This is a genomic window from Nocardiopsis changdeensis (assembly GCF_018316655.1).
In the GTDB taxonomy this organism is placed as follows: Bacteria; Actinomycetota; Actinomycetes; order Streptosporangiales; family Streptosporangiaceae; genus Nocardiopsis; species Nocardiopsis changdeensis.
The window spans coordinates 23788-41463 of record NZ_CP074133.1 but is presented as its reverse complement, the minus strand read 5'-3'; the positions used below and the strand labels follow the sequence as shown (position 1 = coordinate 41463).

The window sequence follows — 17676 nt, the reverse complement described above, 5'->3', positions numbered from 1 at the left end:
TCCGCGGGCCCTGCGGGCCCCGCGTGCGGCAGCCGGCGGAGCGGGCGGCTCCGGGTCCGCGGCGGCGCCCGCCTCCAGCGGCGGCAGCTGTTCGGGTTCGGGGACGTCGGCGTCGCGGCGCAGGTCGCGCGGGGCCAGCGGGTCGGCCCCGCCGTCCGGTCCGGGGCGCGCGGGCCGTCGCAGCGGGCGGGCCGGACGCTCGCGTATCCGCGGCATCAGCCGGACGGTGTCGGACCGCACCTCGTCCTCGCCGTCGTCATCGTCGTCCGCCGCGTCCGCCGCAGCCGCCCCGAAGGCCCGGTCCGCCCCGGTGGCCGCGTCCGCCTCCACGGGAGGGGGCGGCGCCGGGGCCATCGGGGTCTCCAGCGGGATCGGGGCCGCGTAGGGCGGCGGAGGCGGCGCGTCGCCGCCGAACCACTGCTCCCGCGGCGAGGGCGCGGCGGGCCTGCGCGAGCCGATCTCGGTGACGGGGGCCCCGTCCTCGTCGGGCCCGTCCTCCGCACGCCGCCACGGGGACACCTCCGACTCCTCGGACACCGAGCCTGCGTCCGTCCCGTTCTGATCCTGGTGTGACACCGGAGTTCTCCTGCGTGAAGGGGGTGTACTGCGGAGGGAGAGGGGTACCCCGCCGGGGAGCGGGGGTCGCTCCCTGGGTTCACTCTTACCCGCCGCGGCCCGCCGAAGCATCCCCCATCCCTTCTCGAACACGATCCACTTCCGGCCACCGCCGGGAACCGGCCGCCACAGCGGATACGGTCGTTCCCATGCACGCGATCCTTATCACCGAACCGGGCGGACCCGAGGTCCTGGCCTGGTCCCAGGTCCCCGATCCCGTTCCCGGCGACGGGGAGGTCCTCGTCGACGTGGCCGCCACCGCGGTCAACCGCGCCGACGTCGCCCAACGGCAGGGCACCTACCCGCCGCCGCCGGGGGCGTCCGAATACCCGGGGCTGGAGTGCTCCGGAACCATCCTGGAACTGGGCCCGGGCACCGAGGGCTCCGGATGGGCGGTGGGCGACCGGGTGTGCGCCCTGCTGTCCGGCGGCGGCTACGCCGAGAAGGTGGCCGTGCCGGTCGGCCAGCTGCTCCCGATCCCCGCGGGCGTGGACCTGGTCGAGGCCGCGGCCCTGCCCGAGGTCGCCTGCACCGTGTGGTCGAACCTGGTCATGGTGGGCGGCCTGCGCAGCGGCGAGACCGTGCTCCTGCACGGCGGCGGCAGCGGCATCGGCACGTTCGCGATCCAGTTCGCCCGCACCCTGGGGGCCCGGGTGGCCGTCACCGCGGGCAGCCCGGAGAAGCTGGCGGCCTGCCGGGAGCTGGGCGCGGAGATCACCATCGACCACCGCACCGAGGACTTCGCCGCCCGGATGCGCGAGGCCGGGGGCGCCGACCTGATCCTCGACATCATCGGCGGCTCCTACCTCGACGCCAACCTGCGCTCCCTGACCACCGGCGGCCGCCTCGTGATCATCGGGCTGATGGGCGGCCGCTCCGGCGAGGCCGACCTGGGCCGCATGCTCGCCAAGCGCCTCTCCGTGCACGCCACGACCCTGCGCTCGCGCCCCCGGGACGAGAAGTCGGCCATCGTCGCGGGAGTACTGGAGCAGGTATGGCCGTTGGTAGAACAAGGAGCCATCCGCCCCGTCGTGGACCGCGTCCTACCGATGCGGAACGCGGCGGAGGCGCACGACGTCATGGAATCGAGCGCGCACACCGGCAAGATCCTGCTCACCCGCTGACGGGCGCGGTCGACGACATTCGGTAAGGGGACACATGAGCAATACGGACGATCCGAACGAGCAGCCCAAGGTCCTGGTCATGGGTGCGGACCCGCACGCGGACGACGACGGGAACGAGGAGCCCCGCACGCTCGCGGACATGGTGGAGCAGCCCGCCAAGGTGATGCGGATCGGCAGCATGATCCGCCAGCTCCTGGAGGAGGTCAAGGCGGCGCCCCTCGACGAGGCCAGCCGCACCCGCCTCAAGGAGATCCACACGTCCTCCATCAAGGAGCTGGAGGACGGCCTGGCGCCGGAGCTGATCGAGGAGCTGGACCGCCTCACCCTGCCGTTCGCGGACGGCAGCGCCCCCAGTGAGGCCGAGCTGCGCATCGCGCAGGCCCAGCTGGTGGGCTGGCTGGAGGGCCTGTTCCACGGGATCCAGACCACCCTGTTCGCCCAGCAGATGGCGGCCCGCGCCCAGCTGGAGAACATGCGCAAGGCCCTGCCCCCGGGCGTCGCGGGCCTGCAGGCCGAGCAGGGCCAGGGCCGGGCGCCGGGCCGCGAGGACGGCAGCTCCGGGCTCTACCTGTAGGGGACCCCTCCGGGAAACGCCCCGCACACGCGAGGAGCCCGCCCCCTCATCCTCGGGGACGGGCTCCTCGTGTGTCCGCGGGCGGCCTACCTCCCGACCGGCTCCAGGACGTCGCGGCCCAGGAAGGGGCGCAGCGCCTCGGGGACCACGACCGAGCCGTCCTCCTGCTGGTGGTTCTCCAGGATGGCGACGATCCACCGGGTGGTGGCGAGCGTGCCGTTGAGGGTGGCGGCGAAGCGCGGCTTGCCGTCCTCGTCCCGGAACCGCACGTTGAGGCGGCGGGCCTGGAACTCGGTGCAGTTCGAGGTGGAGGTCAGCTCGCGGTAGGTCCCCTGGGTCGGGACCCACGCCTCGCAGTCGTACTTGCGGGCGGCGCTGGTGCCCAGGTCGCCGGCGGCGATGTCCACGACCCGGTAGGGCAGCTCCAGCTTGTCGAGCATCTCCCGCTCCCAGGCGAGCAGCCGCTTGTGCTCCTCGTGGGCGTTGTCGGGGTGGGTGTAGACGAACATCTCCACCTTGTTGAACTGGTGCACCCGGATGATGCCGCGGGTGTCCTTGCCGTAGGAGCCCGCCTCCCGGCGGAAGCACGGCGACCAGCCGATGTACCGGTTGGGCAGGGCGTCGGCGGGCAGGATCTCCCCGGCGTGGTACCCGGCCAGCGGCACCTCGGAGGTGCCCACCAGGTAGAGGTCGTCGGCGGGCAGCCGGTACACCTCGTCGGCGTGGGCCCCCAGGAAGCCGGTGCCCTCCATGGTCTCGGGCTTGACCAGGACGGGCGGGATCATCGGGACGAACCCGGCCGCGACGGCCTGGTTCATGGCCATGTTCAGCAGCGCCAGCTCCAGCTGGGCGCCGACCCCGGTGAGGAAGTAGAAGCGCGCCCCGGACACCTTGGCGCCGCGCTCCATGTCGATGGCGCCGAGCTTCTCGCCCAGCTCCAGGTGGTCGCGCGGGGTGAAGTCGAACGTGCGCGGGGTGCCCACGGTCTCCAGGACCCGGAAGTCATCGACACCGCCCTCGGGGGCGCCCTCCTCGACGAGGTTGGGCACGGCGGCCACGGCCCGGTCGAGTTCGGCGGCGAGGCGGTCGGCCTCGGCCTCGGCGGCCTTGACCTCGGCGGCCAGCCCCTTGGCACGGGCCAGCAGCGCCTCGCGCTCCTGGGGGGACGCCTTGGAGACCGACTTGCCCACGCTCTTCTGCTCGGCCCGCAGGGTCTCGAACCGGGTGAGCGCGGAGCGCCGCTCGGAGTCCAGTTCGAGCAGCCGGTCGGCGGCGGAGGGGTCCTCCCCGCGTGCGCGCTGCGAGGCGCGGAGTCGTTCGGGGTCTTCTCGGAGAGCTCGAAGGTCGATCACGTCTTGCAGATTACCGTTCGGTCCGGCCCCCGCCGACATCTTTTCCGGGTTCGCGTCATGAACGCGGTGTCACCACGTCCTCACGATGAGACATCACCGGTTCCGGGGAGGGGACGGCAGTGAAACCGTTGAGCGAGATGAGCACCGAGGAACTGAGCGCCGCGCTGGAGGCCCTCGACACCGAGCGGCCGCGCGACACCGCGCTGCGGCTGGCGCTCTACCTGGAGCTGCGCCGGGCCGCGGCGGAGGAGTGGGTGTTCGAGGCCGAGGGCGGCGACGTCCTGGACGACTGAGTCCGGACGGCCCTCCGGGGGGAGGTCAGTCGACGCCGCCGGAGCGGATCCGCGCCAGCCACCGCTCCGACTCGGCGTAGTCGGCCTCGGTGGCGGGGCGGGGGCGCAGCGGCGGGTCGAGCTCGGTGGCCCGCCCGCTGCGCGGGTAGCTGCCCAGGAAGCGGACGTCGCGGCAGACCCGGCGCAGCCCCATGAGGGCCTCGCCGACGCGCGCGTCGGCCACGTGCCCCTCCGCGTCGATGCAGAAGCAGTAGCTGCCCAGCCCGTCGCCGGTGGGGCGCGACTCCAGCCGGGTGAGGTTGACCCCGCGCACCGCGAACTGGGTGAGGACCTCGATGAGCGCGCCCGGGTGGTCGTCGGCGATGAACGCGACCACCGATGTCAGGTCGGCGCCGGTCGGCGCGGTCGGGCGGCCCGGCCGGGACAGGTAGATGAACCGGGTCGCGGCGTCGGCGCGGTCGCCCACCCCGGTGGCCAGGGCGTGCAGCCCGTAGCGCTCGCCGGCGATGACGGCGCAGATGGCGGCGTCGTAGGGCGCGCCGGGCTCGGAGACGCTGCGGGCGGCGGCGGCCGTGGACGAGACGGTGTGCGTCTCGGCGTCGGGCAGGTGCCGCGCCAGCCAGCCCCGGCACTGGGCCAGGGCGTGCGGGTGGGTGGCCACCGTCTTGACGTCGTGCAGCGTGACGCCGGGCCGCGCGAACAGCGCGAACTCCACCGGGACCGCGGTCTCTCCGCTGATGACCAGGGGCTCGCCGTTGATGAGCTCGGCGATGGTGGAGGTGACACCACCCTCGACCGAGTTCTCCAGGGGCACGACGCCGCCCTCGACCGCGCCGGAGCGGACGGCGTCGAAGACCGCGGCGACCCCCTCGCAGGGGACGCGCGCGGCGGCGGGCGCGTCGGGGCGCAGGGCCCGCAGCGCGGCCTCGGTGAAGGTGCCCTCGGGGCCGAGGTAGGCGTAACGGTTGGGCATGGTGTTCAGGCTATACGCACGCGGGACGGCGGGGCGGTCACTCGGGGCCGCTGCGCGGCGCGGGCGCCCTGCGCAGGCCCGTGCGGGGCCGCGGGTCGGTGTCGTCGGCGTCGATGTCGGGCACCGCGACGATGTCCCTCTTCTCCTCGGCCGGCTCGGCGTCCCCCTTCTCCACGGCCTCCCCGCCGGGCTCCGGGGCCTCGGGGTCGGGGACGACGGTGACCGGGTCCTCGGCGTCCTCGGCGACCACCGGGCCGGAGACCCGCGGGGCGGGCACGGTCGTGCCGATGCCCTCGCCCAGCCGGGCGGCCCGCACGACGCGGTACTCCTCCGGGCTGAGCAGGGTCTCGGACTCGCCGCGCACCACGGCCTTGGCGTAGGTGCGCGACTCGGTCCGGCCGTTGATGGAGGTGACGACCACTCCGTCGCCGTCGCCGTTGAGCAGGGCGAGGGAGAAGGAGCGCGCCCCGGACATCTCCTCCAGGGCGTCGTAGTGGAGCACCGCCATGTCGCGCACGGCGAGCGGGTCGGTGCCGCCGACCTGTGCGGAGGCGGCGGCGCGTTGGGCGAGCACACGGGTGTCGGCATCGATGGCGCGGGCCCTGGCCAGCGCGTACCCGCCCAGGGCGAGCCCGCCCAGACCCGTGAGCACGCCCGTGACGGCCAGGATCATGGTGAACATTCTGTGAGCGTATCGCCACCGAGAGCGCCAGCGGTGTCACTATCGGCGATTTCGCGGAGAAAGGGTCTCTATCCCCGCCGGCCACGGCCTCCGGACAGGACACGCCGTACGGCGGGCCGCACCCGGCGGGCGGCCAGCGCCCGCAGCACGTCGACAAACTGGTGCGCCCGGTGCAGCTGGGCGCGCAGGTCGGTGCCGGTGGCCCGGTGCTCCAGGGGCACCTCGACCTCGATCACTCGCAGCCCGGCGCGCAGCACGTCGATGGTCAGCCCGGTCTCCACCCCGAACCCCGGGGCGAGCGGCCGGGCCGCCTCGAACGCGGCGCGGGTGATGCAGCGCTGTCCGTTGAGCGGCTGCTCGGGCTCCCACCCGGTCGCCCGGCGCACGCCGCCGCGGGCCAGGCGCACCACGAACCCGTGGCCGCCCAGGCGCAGCCGGGTGGCCGGGAACAGCGCGATGGCCATGTCGGCCTTGCCCTCGACGACCGGCTCCACCAGCGGTGCCGCCCCGGCTGCGGACGCCTCCAGGTCGGCGTCGAGGAAGAGCAGGTGCCGGGGCGGGCGGATCCCGTCGGCGCCCTCCTCGTGCTCCTCGATGAGCCGGACGCCCTCGGCCCCGGTCTCCATCGCCGCGCCCTTGCCCCGGTTGCGGTTGTGCCGGAGCACCCGGGCGCCGGCCTCCAGGGCCACCTCCGAGGTGCGGTCCGTGGACCCGTCGTCGACGACGACGACCAGGTCGACCCCGGGCAGCGCCCGGACGGCGGCCACGGTGCGCCCGACGCGGGCCTCCTCGTCCTTGGCCGCGATCACCACGGCGACCCCCGCCGCTCCGGGTCCGCCGACTCCCCCCCGTGTCACCGCGGTCCGGTCTACGGGGTCGTTCCGGTCCCCGCGGCCACCGGCAGTGCGTCGGTGTCGGGGTGGATGACGAAGACCTCGTGCAGGCCGGTGACCTCCAGGACCTTCATGACGGCCGGCTTGGGGGCCACCAGTTCCAGGTCGCCACCCTTGTCGCGGGAGCGCTTCATCGCCGAGAGCAGGACGCTGATGCCGGTCGAGTCGCAGAACTCGGTCGACGACATGTCGACGACCAGTCTCCGGGCCCCCTCGTCGAGGGCCGTGATGAGCTCGTCGCGCAATCGGGGTGCCGTGTACAGGTCGATCTCGCCTCCGACGGTTACCACCGCGAGGTCATCTTGAGATCGGCTCGATATCTTCAACTCCACAGTCGTGACTGTAGCGGCCAGGTCCTGGCCGGGCCACCTCGTTGACGGTGTTTCGCGACATCGGTCACGTTCCCTCCCTGCGCCCCGGCGGCGGGCCGTGCGAGCGGCGGGTTCAGAGCAGGGCGCCGCGGGCGCGTCCCCCGTCGTGGACCGTGAAGGGCAGCGACACCACGGGGCCGCCGGCGCGCGGGTCCCGGGCCCGGCCGGTCGTCCCGGCGGACGGTGCGGCGGTGCCGGCCTCGGCGCCCGCCTCCCGTCCGGCGCGGCCGACGTCCTCGGCGGGCAGGTCCAGGACGGCCCAGACCGTGGTGGTGGTCGCGTCCATCTCGGTGCCCCAGCGCCCGGCCAGGTGCTGGACGATCCCCAGTCCGCGCCCGCCCAGGCCGGCGGTACCCGGGTCGGCGACCCGGGGCATGGTGGTGGAGCCGCCGTCGCGGACGGAGATCTCCAGCCAGCCGCCGGGGCCGGAGGCGTCCGTCTCGGCCCGCCAGGCGACGCCGACGCTGTTGGCCGGGTTGGCGGGGGTGGGCAGGGGGCTGGCGTGGCGCAGCGCGTTGCTGACCAGCTCGCTGATGATGAGGGCGGCGTCGTCGATGCACTCCTCGGCGACGCCCAGGGAGCGCAGGTCGTCGCCCAGCCGGCGGCGCGCGTCCATGACGGTGGTGGGGACGTAGGGGAGGATGACGTGCCGTTCGACCTTGGTGGGGTGCTCCCCCGGGTCGAACGGGGTGTGATCTCCTGACACGGCTTTCGTCCCTGCGCGTTCGTGCTCTGGTGCGGTCCGGAACCCGCCCGTTGTGTGACGGCGAATTCCGCCAGGGGTGGAAATGCCCCGATCACCTCGAACGGAAACCAACGCCCCGGTGAATCACACGGGTCGGCCGGCCTTGGGGCGCGTGGATCGCTGGCGTGGAAGGGGTTCGGGGCCGGTTGAGATTTTCGGCGACTCCTGGGGCGCGGGTGGCCCCTGGGGCGCCTCCCGTCCGGTCACGCCGACCCGGACCGCCGCCACCCCGGGCGGTTCGACGACCGCGCCGTCGTCGCCGTCCCCGAGGGGGCCGGGGCCCTCGCCCCGGTGCAGCGGCAGGGTGAAGCACATGCGGGTGCCGCGCTCCAGCCTGCGCGCCGTGACGTCCCCGCCCTGGTCCTGGGCGAGTTTCCGCACGATGTACAGCCCCAATCCCAGGCCGCCGAAACGCCGCCGGTCGCCGCGCACCCCGCCCTGGAAGAACCGGTCGAACACCCGCTCCTCGTCTCCCGGGCGCAGGCCGGGGCCGTCGTCGTCCACGGAGACCGCGACGGCGTCGCCCTCCACCGCCACCGCGACGTGCACCGTGCCGCCCTCGGGGGAGAACTTGATGGAGTTGTCCAGCAGCTGGTCCATGATGATGCCGGTGGCCAGCGGGTCGGCGAACACGGTGGGCAGGCCCTCGGGCGCGCTCAGCACCACGTCGTGCCGGTCCGACAGGGACCGGAACGTCATCACGGCCTGGCGCAGCACGCGGGGCAGCTCGAACGGGACCGGGTTGACGTCCAGCTCGCCCCGGGAGGCGTCGGAGCCGAGGCTGAGCCGCTCCACCAGCAGGGTCAGCGCCGTGGACCGGTCCACGATGTTGCCCACCGCCTCGCGCTGGGCCTCCGAGCTCATCCGCGACCACTTGCGGATCAGCGTGGTGGCGAACCCGTGGATCGCGGTGATGGGGGTGCGCAGCTCGTGGCCGGTGGTGGCGAGGAACGCCTCGCGCTCGTCCTCCATGGCCTTCTGCGCCGTGATGTCGCGGAAGTCCACCACCCACTCGTGGGTGCGGGGGATGCGGGCCATGAGGATCTCCAGCCAGCGCCCGTCCTTGAGCCGGTGCTTGATGGGGCGGCCGTGGCAGGCGGGGATCGGGAACGGCGGGTGGCGGCCCTCCACCACCTCGGCCGGGTAGCCGGTCAGCTCGACGGCGGAGCGGTTCCACTTGCGGACCCGGCCGCCGAAGTCCAGCACGGCGATGCCGTCGGCGCTGGAGTCGGCCACCGCCTGCTCGTGGACCCGCTGGTGGTTGAGCTCCTCGTAGGCCATGGCGTTGCCGATGGCCACCCCGGCGTGGGCGGCCAGCAGTTCCAGCAGTTCGAGCTCGACGTGGCCGACCCGGCGCTGGCTGTAGAGCGCGTACAGGCCGCCGTAGGGGCGGCCGTGCACGTTGGAGGCGCACAGGGCGATGGTGTGCAGTCCCGGCAGGTCGGCCCAGACCAGGTCCTGTAGGCCGCGGGTGTCCTCGTTGGCGAGCAGCACCGACTTGCCGCTGCGCAGCAGCTCGCCGAACAGGCTGGTCTCCAGCGGGGCGCTGTAACCCTGGAGCTCGTCGGAGAGCCGGGTGATGCTCACCAGCTCCACCCGGTCCTCGTTGAGCAGCACGAAGCCGCCGGCATCGGCCCCGGTGAGCTCGGTGATGGCGCTGGAGATGCGGTCGAGCACCGACTGCAGGCTCAGGTCGGCGTTGATGTCGACGACCACGTCGGTGAGGCGGCGCACCAGGCGGGCGCGCTCCATGGCGGCGGTGTGCGCCTGCGCCTCGTTGTCCGTGGGGTAGAGGGTGAGCACCCAGCCGGCGTGCCCGCCGCCGTCGGCGGGCAGCGCAGCGGTGCTGATCCGCACGTCGATCGGGGTGCCGTCGTTGCGCACGCGACGGCTGTGAATGGTGAGGGAGGGGCCGGCGCGCACCTGTTCGAGCACCGCGCCGTGTTCGGCCTTCAGCTCCGCGGGGACGATCGGCAGCGCGCCCCCGAGCACCTCGCGGGCCCGCCAGCCGAACAGTCGCTCGGCCGCCGGGTTCCACAGGAACACCCGGAGTTCGCTGTCGAGACCGACCACCGCGTCCGCCGACGAGGCCAGCACGGCTTCGGCGCTGAGGGGCGCGCGCTCGGAACTCACGACGTCATAGTGCCACCCGAGGGCCCCGCGGGGCAGGGCTTTGGGCAATCCGATCGCTTTCCGGCCCCGATGCGACTCAGATCACCCTCGGTTCGGCGTCGGAGCCGGCCTCCATGTCCAGTCCGGCGCGCTCCCAGGACTGCATGCCGCCGGCGACGTTGACCGTGTTCCAGCCCGCGTTGTTGAGCGCGGCCACGGCCTGGGCCGAGCGGCCGCCCGCGCGGCAGACCACGTACACCTTGCGGTCCTGCGGGATCTCGCCGGCCCGGGTGTTGAGCAGGCCGAGCGGGATGTGCACGGCGGTGGGCGCGTGGCCCGCCTCCCACTCGTCGTTCTCGCGTACGTCGAGCAGGTAGCCGTCCTCGGGCACCTCGGTGACGCCGACCTCGGGCACGTTGCCGAACATCCATGACCTCCATCAGATCCGTCCGCTCCGGAGATCCTCCGGAGATTTCTCCCGGGGGGAGGGAACCGTGTGTGACGCGGCGGCGTCCAAGCGTCATGGCTCAGCACACCATCGCGACGGCCCTGCCGACCCGCCTCGCCGCGCTCGCGGCCCTCGGCCTGCTCCTGACGGCCTGCGGCAACGAGCCCGCCGAGGTGGGCGCCCCGGCGCCCGGGTCCGACGAATCCAGTCCCTCCGCCCCCGACCAGGATGCCCCCTCCGCGGAGGAGGAGGGTACCGAATCCCCCCAGGAGGCGCCCGAGGGCGGCTCCGCCACCGAACTGACCATCGAGCGCTCCCTCAGCGACGAGGGCGGCCTCTCCCCCGAATCCGGCTTCGAGGAGGGGGTGTGGACGCTCACCTGCTCCCCCGAGGGCGGCGACCACCCCGACCCGGAGGCCGCGTGCGCGGAGATCGGGGAGGTCGGGACCGACCCGTTCCTGCTCGACACCACCGACATGATGTGCACGATGCAGATCGGCGGGCCCGAGGTGGTCCGGGTGACCGGCCACATCGGCGACACCGAGGTCGACACCGAGTTCAACAAGAGCAACGGCTGCGAGATCGACCGCTTCGCCGACGTCGAGGCCGTCATCAACCCCTGACCGGGCGGCTTCACGGGGGGTGCGGGCCGGCGGCCCGCACCCCTTTCCCGTCGGAGCGAAGGCGGGAGGGGCCGGGGTCAGCCGGTGTACGGGGTGTCCCAGAAGGCGAGCTCGTGGCGCATGCCCTCGCTGAAGAAGCGCTCGGCGCGCTCGGGGTCGGGGTCCGCCTCCTCCAGCATCCGCCCGTACCGCTCGGTCAGCTCGGTGAACCCGGGGTCGGCGTAGGTGTCCACCCAGCGGCGGTAGCGCGGTTCGTCCGGCCGGTTCCGGGCCAGGGCGATGCCCAATCGGTTGTAGCCCCACATGCACGGGTAGACGGCGGCGAGGCCGTCGCGGTAGTCGGCCGCGGCGTCGATGATCCACGCGGTGTAGGCGGCGCAGGCCGGGCCCTTGTCGCGCGTGGTGAGGTCGGCGCCGAACTCCCCGGACAGGGAGCGGTGCAGTTCCAGCTCCTCGTTGAGGGTGCTGTGCGCGATGCCCACCAGGTCGGCGAGGTGCGCGTCGGGCGCCTGCCAGGCCAGCCGGGAGAAGGCGCGGGCGTAGTCGAGCAGGTAAAGGTGGTCCTGCTCCAGCCAGTAGCGGAAGGCGCGGTCGTCGAGGTCGCCGCGGGCGATGCCGGCGACGGTCGGGTGCGCGAGCTGTTCGGCGACCATCGGCCGCCCGATCTCGTGAAGGCGTTCGGTGATTCCCACGCCCGCAGTGTGCCATCTGTCCGGTTCGGGCGGCGTGGCCGCCCCCGCCGCCGCGGGGTTCCGAAATTTTCGAAGCGAACTCCCGTCGCCCCCCAAGGGACCTTCGCCTACATACCGTGATGAACAGGCAGTTTTCACCAGGCAGCCGCACCCCCTGTGATTCACCTCTCTTCTCTCCTTGACCCGACTGCCCGCCGAACGTACATTCTCGTTCCATTGGTTTCGATAAAACTTCCGAAACTTTCTGGACCACGGAAAGGGCACCTCCCGATGACCCCACCCCCCGAACCCCTGGACGGTGCCTGGCGGGACACCTCCCTGCCCGACGGCGAGCGGGTCGACCACCTGCTCGCCGCCATGACCCTGGAGGAGAAGGCGGCCCAGCTCAACGGCGTCTGGGTGAGCGCCGACGCCTCCGGCGCCCCGGTCGCCCCCCACCAGCACGACGCCTCCCGCGAACCCCTCGCCTGGGAGAAGGTCATCGAGAACGGCCTGGGCCAGCTCACCCGGCCCTTCGGCACCGCCCCGGTGGACCCGGTCGCGGGCCGCGCCTCCCTGGCCCGCAGCCAGCGCGAGGTCATGGCCGCCAACCGGTTCGGCATCCCGGCCATCGCACACGAGGAGTGCCTGACCGGCCTGGCCGCCTGGCGGGCCACCATCCACCCGGTCCCGCCGGCCTGGGGCGCCGCCTTCGACCCCGGCCTCGTCGAGCGCATGGCCGCGGGCATCGGCGGGACCATGCGCCGGCTCGGCGTCCACCAGGGACTCGCCCCCGTCCTGGACGTCGCCCGCGACCTGCGCTGGGGCCGCGTCGAGGAGACCATCGGCGAGGACCCCTACCTGGTGGCCACCATCGGCGCCGCCTACGTGCGCGGGCTCCAGTCGGCCGGGGTCATCGCCACCCTCAAGCACTTCGCCGGGTACGCCGCCTCCCGGGCCGGGCGCAACCACGCCCCGGTGTCCGTCGGCCCCCGCGAGTTCGCCGACGTCGTCCTGCCCCCGTTCGAGGCGGCCGTGCGCGAGGGCGCCGGGTCCGTCATGAACTCCTACAACGACAACGACGGGCTCCCGGCCGCCGCCGACCGCCGGCTGCTCACCGGGCTGCTGCGCGACCGCTGGGGGTTCGAGGGCACCCTCGTCTCCGACTACTTCGCCGTCACCTTCCTGGACACCGTGCACCGGGTCGCCGGGGACCCCGGGCACGCGGGCGCCCTGGCCCTGGAGGCCGGCGTGGACGTCGAGCTGCCCGACCCGCACTGCTACGGCGACCGGCTCGTCGCCCTGGTCCGCGCCGGAGAGCTCGACGAGGCGCTGGTCGACCGCTCCGCCCGCCGCGTCCTGCTGCACAAGTGCTCGCTGGGCATGCTGGACCCCGGCTGGTCGCCCGACCCGGACGACTCCCCCGTCGACCTCGACCCGGCGGAGCAGCGCGCCCTCGCACGCGCGCTGGCCGAGCGCTCCATCGTCCTGCTCGACAACCCGCGCGGGGCCCTGCCGCTGGCCGCCCCACGCACGCTGGCCCTGGTCGGACCGCTCGCCGACACCCCCGACGCCATGTTCGGCTGCTACACCTTCCCGGCCCACGTGGGCCGCAGCCACCCCGGCACCCCGCTGGGCGTGGACGTCCCCACCGTGCACGAGGCGCTGCGCGGCGAGCTGCCCGAGACCCGGATCGTCCACGCGCAAGGGTGCTCCGTGGACGGGCCCGGGACCGAGGGGTTCGACTCCGCCCTGGCGGCGGCCCGGGAGGCCGACGTGTGCGTGGTGGTGCTCGGCGACCGCAGCGACCTGTTCGGCCGCGGCACCTCGGGCGAGGGCTGCGACGCCGAGGACCTGCGCCTGCCCGGGGTCCAGCAGGAGCTGTGGGAGGCGCTGGTCGCCACCGGCACCCCCGTGGTCGCCGTCCTGGTCACCGGCCGCCCCTACGCCCTGGGCGCGGTCGCCGACGCCTCGGCCGCGGTCGTGCAGGCCTTCATGCCCGGGGAGGAGGGCGCCTCCGCCATCGCCGGGGTGCTGTCCGGCCGGATCGGCCCGGGGGGACGGCTGCCCCTCTCCGTCCCGCGCTCCCCCGGTGGCCAGCCCGCCACCTACCTGGGCGCGCCCCTGGCCCGGCGCAGCGAGGTCAGCTCGGTCGACCCCACCCCGCGCCACCCCTTCGGGCACGGCCTGACCTACACCTCCTTCTCCTGGGAGGACCCGCGGGTCGGTGGCCGCCCCTTCGACGGCGCCCCGGTGTCCGTCCCCACCGACGGCGAGGTGACCGTGGGCTGCACCGTCCGCAACACCGGCCACCTGCCCGGGACGGAGGTGGTCCAGGTGTACCTGCACGACCCGGTGGCACGGGTGGCGCTGCCGGTACGGCGGCTGGTGGGCTACGCGCGGATCGACCTGGAGCCGGGGGAGGCGCGCGCCGTCGACTTCACCGTGCACGCCGACCAGTCCTCCTACACCGGGCCGGACGGGGTGCGCGCCGTCGACCCGGGCCGGCTGGAGCTGTCGCTGGCGGCGTCCTCCGAGGACCTCCGCCACACCTTCGCCGTGGACCTGACGGGCCCCGCCCGCACCGTCGACCACACCCGTCGCCTCACCTGCGCGGTGCGGCTGGACCCGGTGGAGGGTGAGGCCGCGGCGCACGGCGGCCCGGGCCGCTGAGGGCGGCGGCGGAGCGGACGGGAGAAGAGGCGGGGCGGCAAGGGGGAAGAGGGGGACCCGTCCGGTGGACGCGGGGCGCGCCCGTGGCCGGGAACGGCCACGGGTCCCCGTGCGGGCGCCCACCGGCCCCGCGGGCCACGTCGGACCGGGTCCCGGACAAAAGAAGAACCCGGTGGTGATCGTCTCGCGATCTCCACCGGGTATCTTGTGGGCGAGGAGGGATTTGAACCCTCACATCCTTTCGGACACACGGACCTGAACCGTGCGCGTCTACCGTTCCGCCACCCGCCCGAGTGACTGCATTCAGTTGTGTTGCCAGGTGATCCGGGCTTTTCGTCCGTTTCCCCCTGGCGACATGGATAAGGCTAGCACGCTCTGAGCGCGGGTCGCACATCGTTTCCCGGGACCCCCTCCGGAGCCCTCCGGAGCCCCGGCCGCCCCTCCCGCGGGGGCCCACCGCCCCTCTTGCGGGGGTACGTATGAAACCAGGGGCACCATCGCCCGGTTACGATCGTCTACACATACGGATGTGGAGTACAAAGGGAGGTAGCTCGTGGGAGTGCTCCAACGCTTCGAGCGCAGGCTTGAGGGCATGATCGAAGGCACCTTCGCGATGGCCTTCAAGTCCGAGTTGCAACCGGTCGAGGTGGCGAGTGCGGTCCAGCGGGAGATGGACGAGCGCGCGGCGATCGTCGCCCAGGGCCGGACCCTGGTCCCCAACGACTTCATCGTCGAACTGGCGGCCAGCGACAAGGAGCGCCTGGAGGTCTACGCGGACAGCCTCGGCCAGGAGCTCTCCAAGCTCGCCCGCGACTACGCGACCGAACAGGGCTACTCCTTCGTCGGTCCGGTACGGGTCCACTTCAGGTCCGACGAGGGCCTCAAGACCGGCCGCTTCCGCATCCGTTCCGGTGTGGTCCGCGGAACGATGGTGAGCAAGGAGGGCGAGGTCCGCACCCCGGTGGGCGACCCGGCGCCCGGCGCGCAGCGCCAGGCCGGCCGTCCCCGCCTGCTGATCTCCCCCGGCGGCGCCACCGCCGAGGGCAGCATCGCCAGCCACGGGATGCAGCAGTCCTTCGAGCTGACCACCCCGGTCACGCTCCTGGGCCGCGGCACCGACTGCGACCTGCGCCTGGTCGACAACGGCGTCTCGCGCCACCACGTGGAGATCCGCCTGGACGGCGACGAGGCGATCCTGGTCGACAAGGGCTCCACCAACGGGACCTTCGTCAACGGACAGCAGGTGCGCCAGGCCCGTCTGGTGGACGGCACGCGGATCAGCCTCGGCCGCACCACCATGACCTTCCGACGCGACTGAGCCGAGGACCGGCAACAGTCGAGGACTCCGGCCGGCCGGCGCGATCCGGGCGCAACCAACACCGTCGCGTCGGCGTCACAAAGGTCAAGTCCGGGGTCGGGTCCATTCGGACCTGCTGTCGGATATCCGGCCGGGAAGGTAGTCTCCGCGAAGACCCGACCGATCGGGCACAATGGCCGCGACCCGACGGTCCGCGGACCAGCGACCTCAACTCACCGGAACGAAGGTGGGGAAGACACGGTGGCGGCGCCGATGACCGCCACCCCGGCCGGAGCACGACAGGGGCTGAAGAGCAGTTCGATGTCCAACTTGACCCTCATACTGATCAAGATCGCGTACCTCGCGGTGCTTTGGCTGTTCATCCTCATGGCGATCGGTGTGGTCCGCACCGACCTCTTCGGTCCCTCCAAACGCAAGCCGAAGAAGAAGCCGCGCCCCGCCCCCCGGCAGGCACCGCGCGGCGGCGGCACCCCCTCGCACTCGGGTGCCGCGCCCGCCCGCCCCCAGCGCCCGCGCCGGAACGAGCCCTCCATCCTCGCCGTCACCCAGGGACCGCTGGCGGGCACCACCGTCCCGCTCGCGTCCCAGCCCATCCTCATCGGACGCGCGCCCGACTCGACGCTCGTCATCACCGACGACTACGCCTCGGGCCGCCACGCGCGCGTCTACTCCGACAACGGCCGCTGGTTCGTCGAGGATCTCAACTCGACCAACGGCACCTACCTCGGCCAACAGAAGCTGAACCGCCCCCAGCCCATCACGGTGGGTCAGCCCATCCGTATCGGCAAGACCGTCCTGGAACTGCGCAAATGACAATCGCTCTCCGATACGCGGCGTACTCCGACGTAGGATGCCTCCGCGAAGGCAACGAAGACTCCGGCTACGCAGGCCAGCACCTGCTCGCAGTGGCGGACGGCATGGGCGGCTACGCCGGCGGCGAGGTGGCCAGTTCCATCGCGATCTCCTCGATCAGCCGCCTCGACGCCGAGGACCACCCCGCCGACGAGATGGCCGAGGCCCTCCAGCAGGCCGTCGAGCAGGCCAACGCCTCCCTGTCCCGGCGGATCATGGAGGAGCCCCGGCTGGAGAACATGGGCACCACCCTGACCGCCATGCTGTGGTCGGGTCCCCGGGTCGCCCTCATCCACATCGGCGACTCCCGCGCCTACCTGCTGCGCGGCTCGCGCTTCGAGCAGATCACCCACGACCACACCCTGGTGCAGACCCTCGTCGACGAGGGCAAGATCACCGAGGAGGAGGTCGCGACCCACCCGCAGCGGTCCCTGATCCTGCGCGCCCTCGACGGCAAGAGCCCGGTCGACCCCGACATCTCCATCAGCGAGGCCAAGGTCGGCGACCGCTACCTGCTGTGCTCCGACGGCCTGTCCGGTGTGGTCAGCAAGAAGACCATCCACGAGACCCTGGCCACCGAGCCCGACCTGCGCTCGGCCGCCAAGAAGCTCATCGACCTGGCCATCCGCGGCGGCGGCCCGGACAACATCACCGCGGTCATCGCCGACGTGATCGAGACCGACGCCGACCGCGAGGGCCCCACCCGCGCCGCCCAGGTGGTCGGCGCCGCCGACCAGCGCCGGGACATGATGGAGCAGGGGCAGGACAGCCCCGCCAGACGCGCCCAGGAGCTGCGCTCCACCGGCGGCGACACCGCCGAGATGGACCCCGTCGTCGACGAGCCGGCCTACGCCGGCGCCCCGGCTCCGAGCGGCCCCCCGGTGGGCGGCGCCTACGCGGCCGCCCCCTACGAGGAGCAGCCCTACTCCGAGTACGAGGAGCCCCCGGCCCCCCGCCGCCCGCGCGGAGGGAGCGGCGAGCCGGAGCTCCAGACCCGCCGCTGGTGGCCGATGATCGTCGGCTTCCTGGTCATCGTCGCCCTCGTCGCCGGCGCGGGCTACTACTTCGGGCGCCAGTACATCGACTCCCAGTACTTCATCGCCCCGTCCGAGTCGGGGCAGAACGTCGCGATCTACCGCGGCATCAACACCGACATCGCCGGCTTCAGCCTGTCCGAGCAGGTCGAGGACTCCGGGCTCGCGCTGGACACGCTCTCCGAGGCCGAGCGCCAGTCCATCGAGAACAACATCCCGGCCGACGACCTCCGTGACGCGCAGCAGCGGGTGGAGGACCTCCGCGAGAGCACCGCCGCCGAGGGCGGGCAGGGCACGGGGACCGAGGAAGGAAGCGGGTGAGG

Annotated in this window: 17 protein-coding genes and 1 tRNA gene; 8 read left to right on the top strand and 10 right to left on the bottom strand. The window is 73.2% G+C overall.

All coding sequences use genetic code 11. The features are described 5' to 3' along the window. Positions 1 to 764: 764 nt before the first annotated feature. Together KGD84_RS00185 and KGD84_RS00180 are read left to right on the top strand one after the other, a co-directional pair. Complete coding sequence (locus tag KGD84_RS00185; protein WP_220564096.1) at positions 765 to 1739, top strand: NAD(P)H-quinone oxidoreductase; 975 nt, start codon at positions 765 to 767, stop codon at positions 1737 to 1739. 34 nt (positions 1740 to 1773) lie between these two features. After that, positions 1774 to 2313, top strand: a complete 540-nt coding sequence (locus tag KGD84_RS00180; RefSeq protein WP_220564095.1) for a bacterial proteasome activator family protein — start codon at positions 1774 to 1776, stop codon at positions 2311 to 2313. An 86-nt stretch (positions 2314 to 2399) separates the two neighbouring features. Here the strand turns inward: KGD84_RS00180 and serS are convergent, their stop codons facing one another. Next, on the bottom strand, positions 2400 to 3665 hold the full coding sequence (gene serS / locus KGD84_RS00175) for a serine--tRNA ligase (RefSeq protein ID WP_220564094.1): 1266 nt from the start codon (positions 3663 to 3665) through the stop codon (positions 2400 to 2402). Between the two features lie 137 nt (positions 3666 to 3802). Here serS and KGD84_RS00170 point away from each other — a divergent pair, with 137 nt between their 5' ends. Continuing rightward, a complete protein-coding gene (locus tag KGD84_RS00170; protein WP_220565942.1) occupies positions 3803 to 3958 on the top strand; it encodes a hypothetical protein in 156 nt (51 codons plus the stop codon). A 25-nt stretch (positions 3959 to 3983) separates the two neighbouring features. Here the strand turns inward: KGD84_RS00170 and pheA are convergent, their stop codons facing one another. From pheA to KGD84_RS00135, 7 genes are all read right to left on the bottom strand, one after another. Next, positions 3984 to 4931 carry a prephenate dehydratase gene (gene pheA, locus KGD84_RS00165; RefSeq protein ID WP_220564093.1) on the bottom strand — a complete coding sequence of 316 codons (948 nt, stop codon included), beginning with the start codon at positions 4929 to 4931 and terminating at the stop codon, positions 3984 to 3986. A 37-nt stretch (positions 4932 to 4968) separates the two neighbouring features. Beyond that, positions 4969 to 5613 (bottom strand): DUF4446 family protein, encoded by a 645-nt coding sequence (locus tag KGD84_RS00160; protein WP_220564092.1) that lies wholly within the window; start codon positions 5611 to 5613, stop codon positions 4969 to 4971. 68 nt (positions 5614 to 5681) lie between these two features. Next, complete coding sequence (locus KGD84_RS00155) at positions 5682 to 6470, bottom strand: glycosyltransferase (RefSeq protein WP_255646933.1); 789 nt, start codon at positions 6468 to 6470, stop codon at positions 5682 to 5684. A gap of 11 nt (positions 6471 to 6481) precedes the next feature. Continuing rightward, entirely contained in the window at positions 6482 to 6838 is a 357-nt protein-coding gene (locus KGD84_RS00150) for an STAS domain-containing protein (protein WP_220564091.1), read from the bottom strand. 112 nt (positions 6839 to 6950) lie between these two features. Then, positions 6951 to 7583 (bottom strand): ATP-binding protein, encoded by a 633-nt coding sequence (locus KGD84_RS00145; protein ID WP_220564090.1) that lies wholly within the window; start codon positions 7581 to 7583, stop codon positions 6951 to 6953. Between the two features lie 123 nt (positions 7584 to 7706). Next, positions 7707 to 9755, bottom strand: coding sequence for a sensor histidine kinase (locus tag KGD84_RS00140; RefSeq protein ID WP_220564089.1), 2049 nt, complete (start codon positions 9753 to 9755; stop codon positions 7707 to 7709). 76 nt (positions 9756 to 9831) lie between these two features. Then, positions 9832 to 10161 carry a rhodanese-like domain-containing protein gene (locus KGD84_RS00135; protein WP_220564088.1) on the bottom strand — a complete coding sequence of 110 codons (330 nt, stop codon included), beginning with the start codon at positions 10159 to 10161 and terminating at the stop codon, positions 9832 to 9834. Between the two features lie 95 nt (positions 10162 to 10256). Between KGD84_RS00135 and KGD84_RS00130 the strand changes: the two genes are divergently transcribed. Then, a complete protein-coding gene (locus KGD84_RS00130; RefSeq protein ID WP_220564087.1) occupies positions 10257 to 10805 on the top strand; it encodes an SSI family serine proteinase inhibitor in 549 nt (182 codons plus the stop codon). Between the two features lie 77 nt (positions 10806 to 10882). Here the strand turns inward: KGD84_RS00130 and KGD84_RS00125 are convergent, their stop codons facing one another. Next, positions 10883 to 11497 (bottom strand): TenA family protein, encoded by a 615-nt coding sequence (locus tag KGD84_RS00125; RefSeq protein WP_220564086.1) that lies wholly within the window; start codon positions 11495 to 11497, stop codon positions 10883 to 10885. A 270-nt stretch (positions 11498 to 11767) separates the two neighbouring features. On the opposite strand from KGD84_RS00125, the gene KGD84_RS00120 reads away from it, so the two are divergent. Continuing rightward, on the top strand, positions 11768 to 14149 hold the full coding sequence (locus KGD84_RS00120) for a beta-xylosidase/alpha-l-arabinosidase (protein ID WP_220564085.1): 2382 nt from the start codon (positions 11768 to 11770) through the stop codon (positions 14147 to 14149). A 208-nt stretch (positions 14150 to 14357) separates the two neighbouring features. Here KGD84_RS00120 and KGD84_RS00115 read toward each other — a convergent pair. Further along, positions 14358 to 14440: transfer RNA gene (locus KGD84_RS00115), tRNA-Leu, on the bottom strand. Between the two features lie 262 nt (positions 14441 to 14702). Here KGD84_RS00115 and KGD84_RS00110 point away from each other — a divergent pair. The 3 genes from KGD84_RS00110 to KGD84_RS00100 all read left to right on the top strand — a co-directional run bounded on the left by KGD84_RS00110 (position 14703) and on the right by KGD84_RS00100 (position 17674). After that, a complete protein-coding gene (locus tag KGD84_RS00110; RefSeq protein ID WP_420910372.1) occupies positions 14703 to 15467 on the top strand; it encodes an FhaA domain-containing protein in 765 nt (254 codons plus the stop codon). Positions 15468 to 15767: 300 nt separating this feature from the next. Beyond that, positions 15768 to 16280: an FHA domain-containing protein FhaB/FipA gene (locus tag KGD84_RS00105; protein ID WP_220564084.1), complete on the top strand. Its 513-nt coding sequence runs from the start codon at positions 15768 to 15770 to the stop codon at positions 16278 to 16280. Next, positions 16277 to 17674, top strand: coding sequence for a Stp1/IreP family PP2C-type Ser/Thr phosphatase (locus KGD84_RS00100; protein ID WP_220564083.1), 1398 nt, complete (start codon positions 16277 to 16279; stop codon positions 17672 to 17674). Before KGD84_RS00105 ends, KGD84_RS00100 begins: the two co-directional genes overlap by 4 nt. Positions 17675 to 17676: the final 2 nt, after the last annotated feature.

What these genes read in the sequence shown, in the direction of transcription:
- KGD84_RS00185 (WP_220564096.1), top strand. Translation starts at nt 765, where the DNA reads ATGCACGCGATCCTTATCACCGAACCGGGCGGACCCGAGGTCCTGGCC.
- KGD84_RS00180 (WP_220564095.1), top strand. Translation starts at nt 1,774, where the DNA reads ATGAGCAATACGGACGATCCGAACGAGCAGCCCAAGGTCCTGGTCATG.
- KGD84_RS00170 (WP_220565942.1), top strand. Translation starts at nt 3,803, where the DNA reads ATGAGCACCGAGGAACTGAGCGCCGCGCTGGAGGCCCTCGACACCGAG.
- pheA (WP_220564093.1), bottom strand. Translation starts at nt 4,931, where the DNA reads ATGCCCAACCGTTACGCCTACCTCGGCCCCGAGGGCACCTTCACCGAG.
- KGD84_RS00160 (WP_220564092.1), bottom strand. Translation starts at nt 5,613, where the DNA reads ATGTTCACCATGATCCTGGCCGTCACGGGCGTGCTCACGGGTCTGGGC.
- KGD84_RS00135 (WP_220564088.1), bottom strand. Translation starts at nt 10,161, where the DNA reads ATGTTCGGCAACGTGCCCGAGGTCGGCGTCACCGAGGTGCCCGAGGAC.
- KGD84_RS00130 (WP_220564087.1), top strand. Translation starts at nt 10,257, where the DNA reads ATGGCTCAGCACACCATCGCGACGGCCCTGCCGACCCGCCTCGCCGCG.
- KGD84_RS00120 (WP_220564085.1), top strand. Translation starts at nt 11,768, where the DNA reads ATGACCCCACCCCCCGAACCCCTGGACGGTGCCTGGCGGGACACCTCC.
- KGD84_RS00105 (WP_220564084.1), top strand. Translation starts at nt 15,768, where the DNA reads ATGTCCAACTTGACCCTCATACTGATCAAGATCGCGTACCTCGCGGTG.
- KGD84_RS00100 (WP_220564083.1), top strand. Translation starts at nt 16,277, where the DNA reads ATGACAATCGCTCTCCGATACGCGGCGTACTCCGACGTAGGATGCCTC.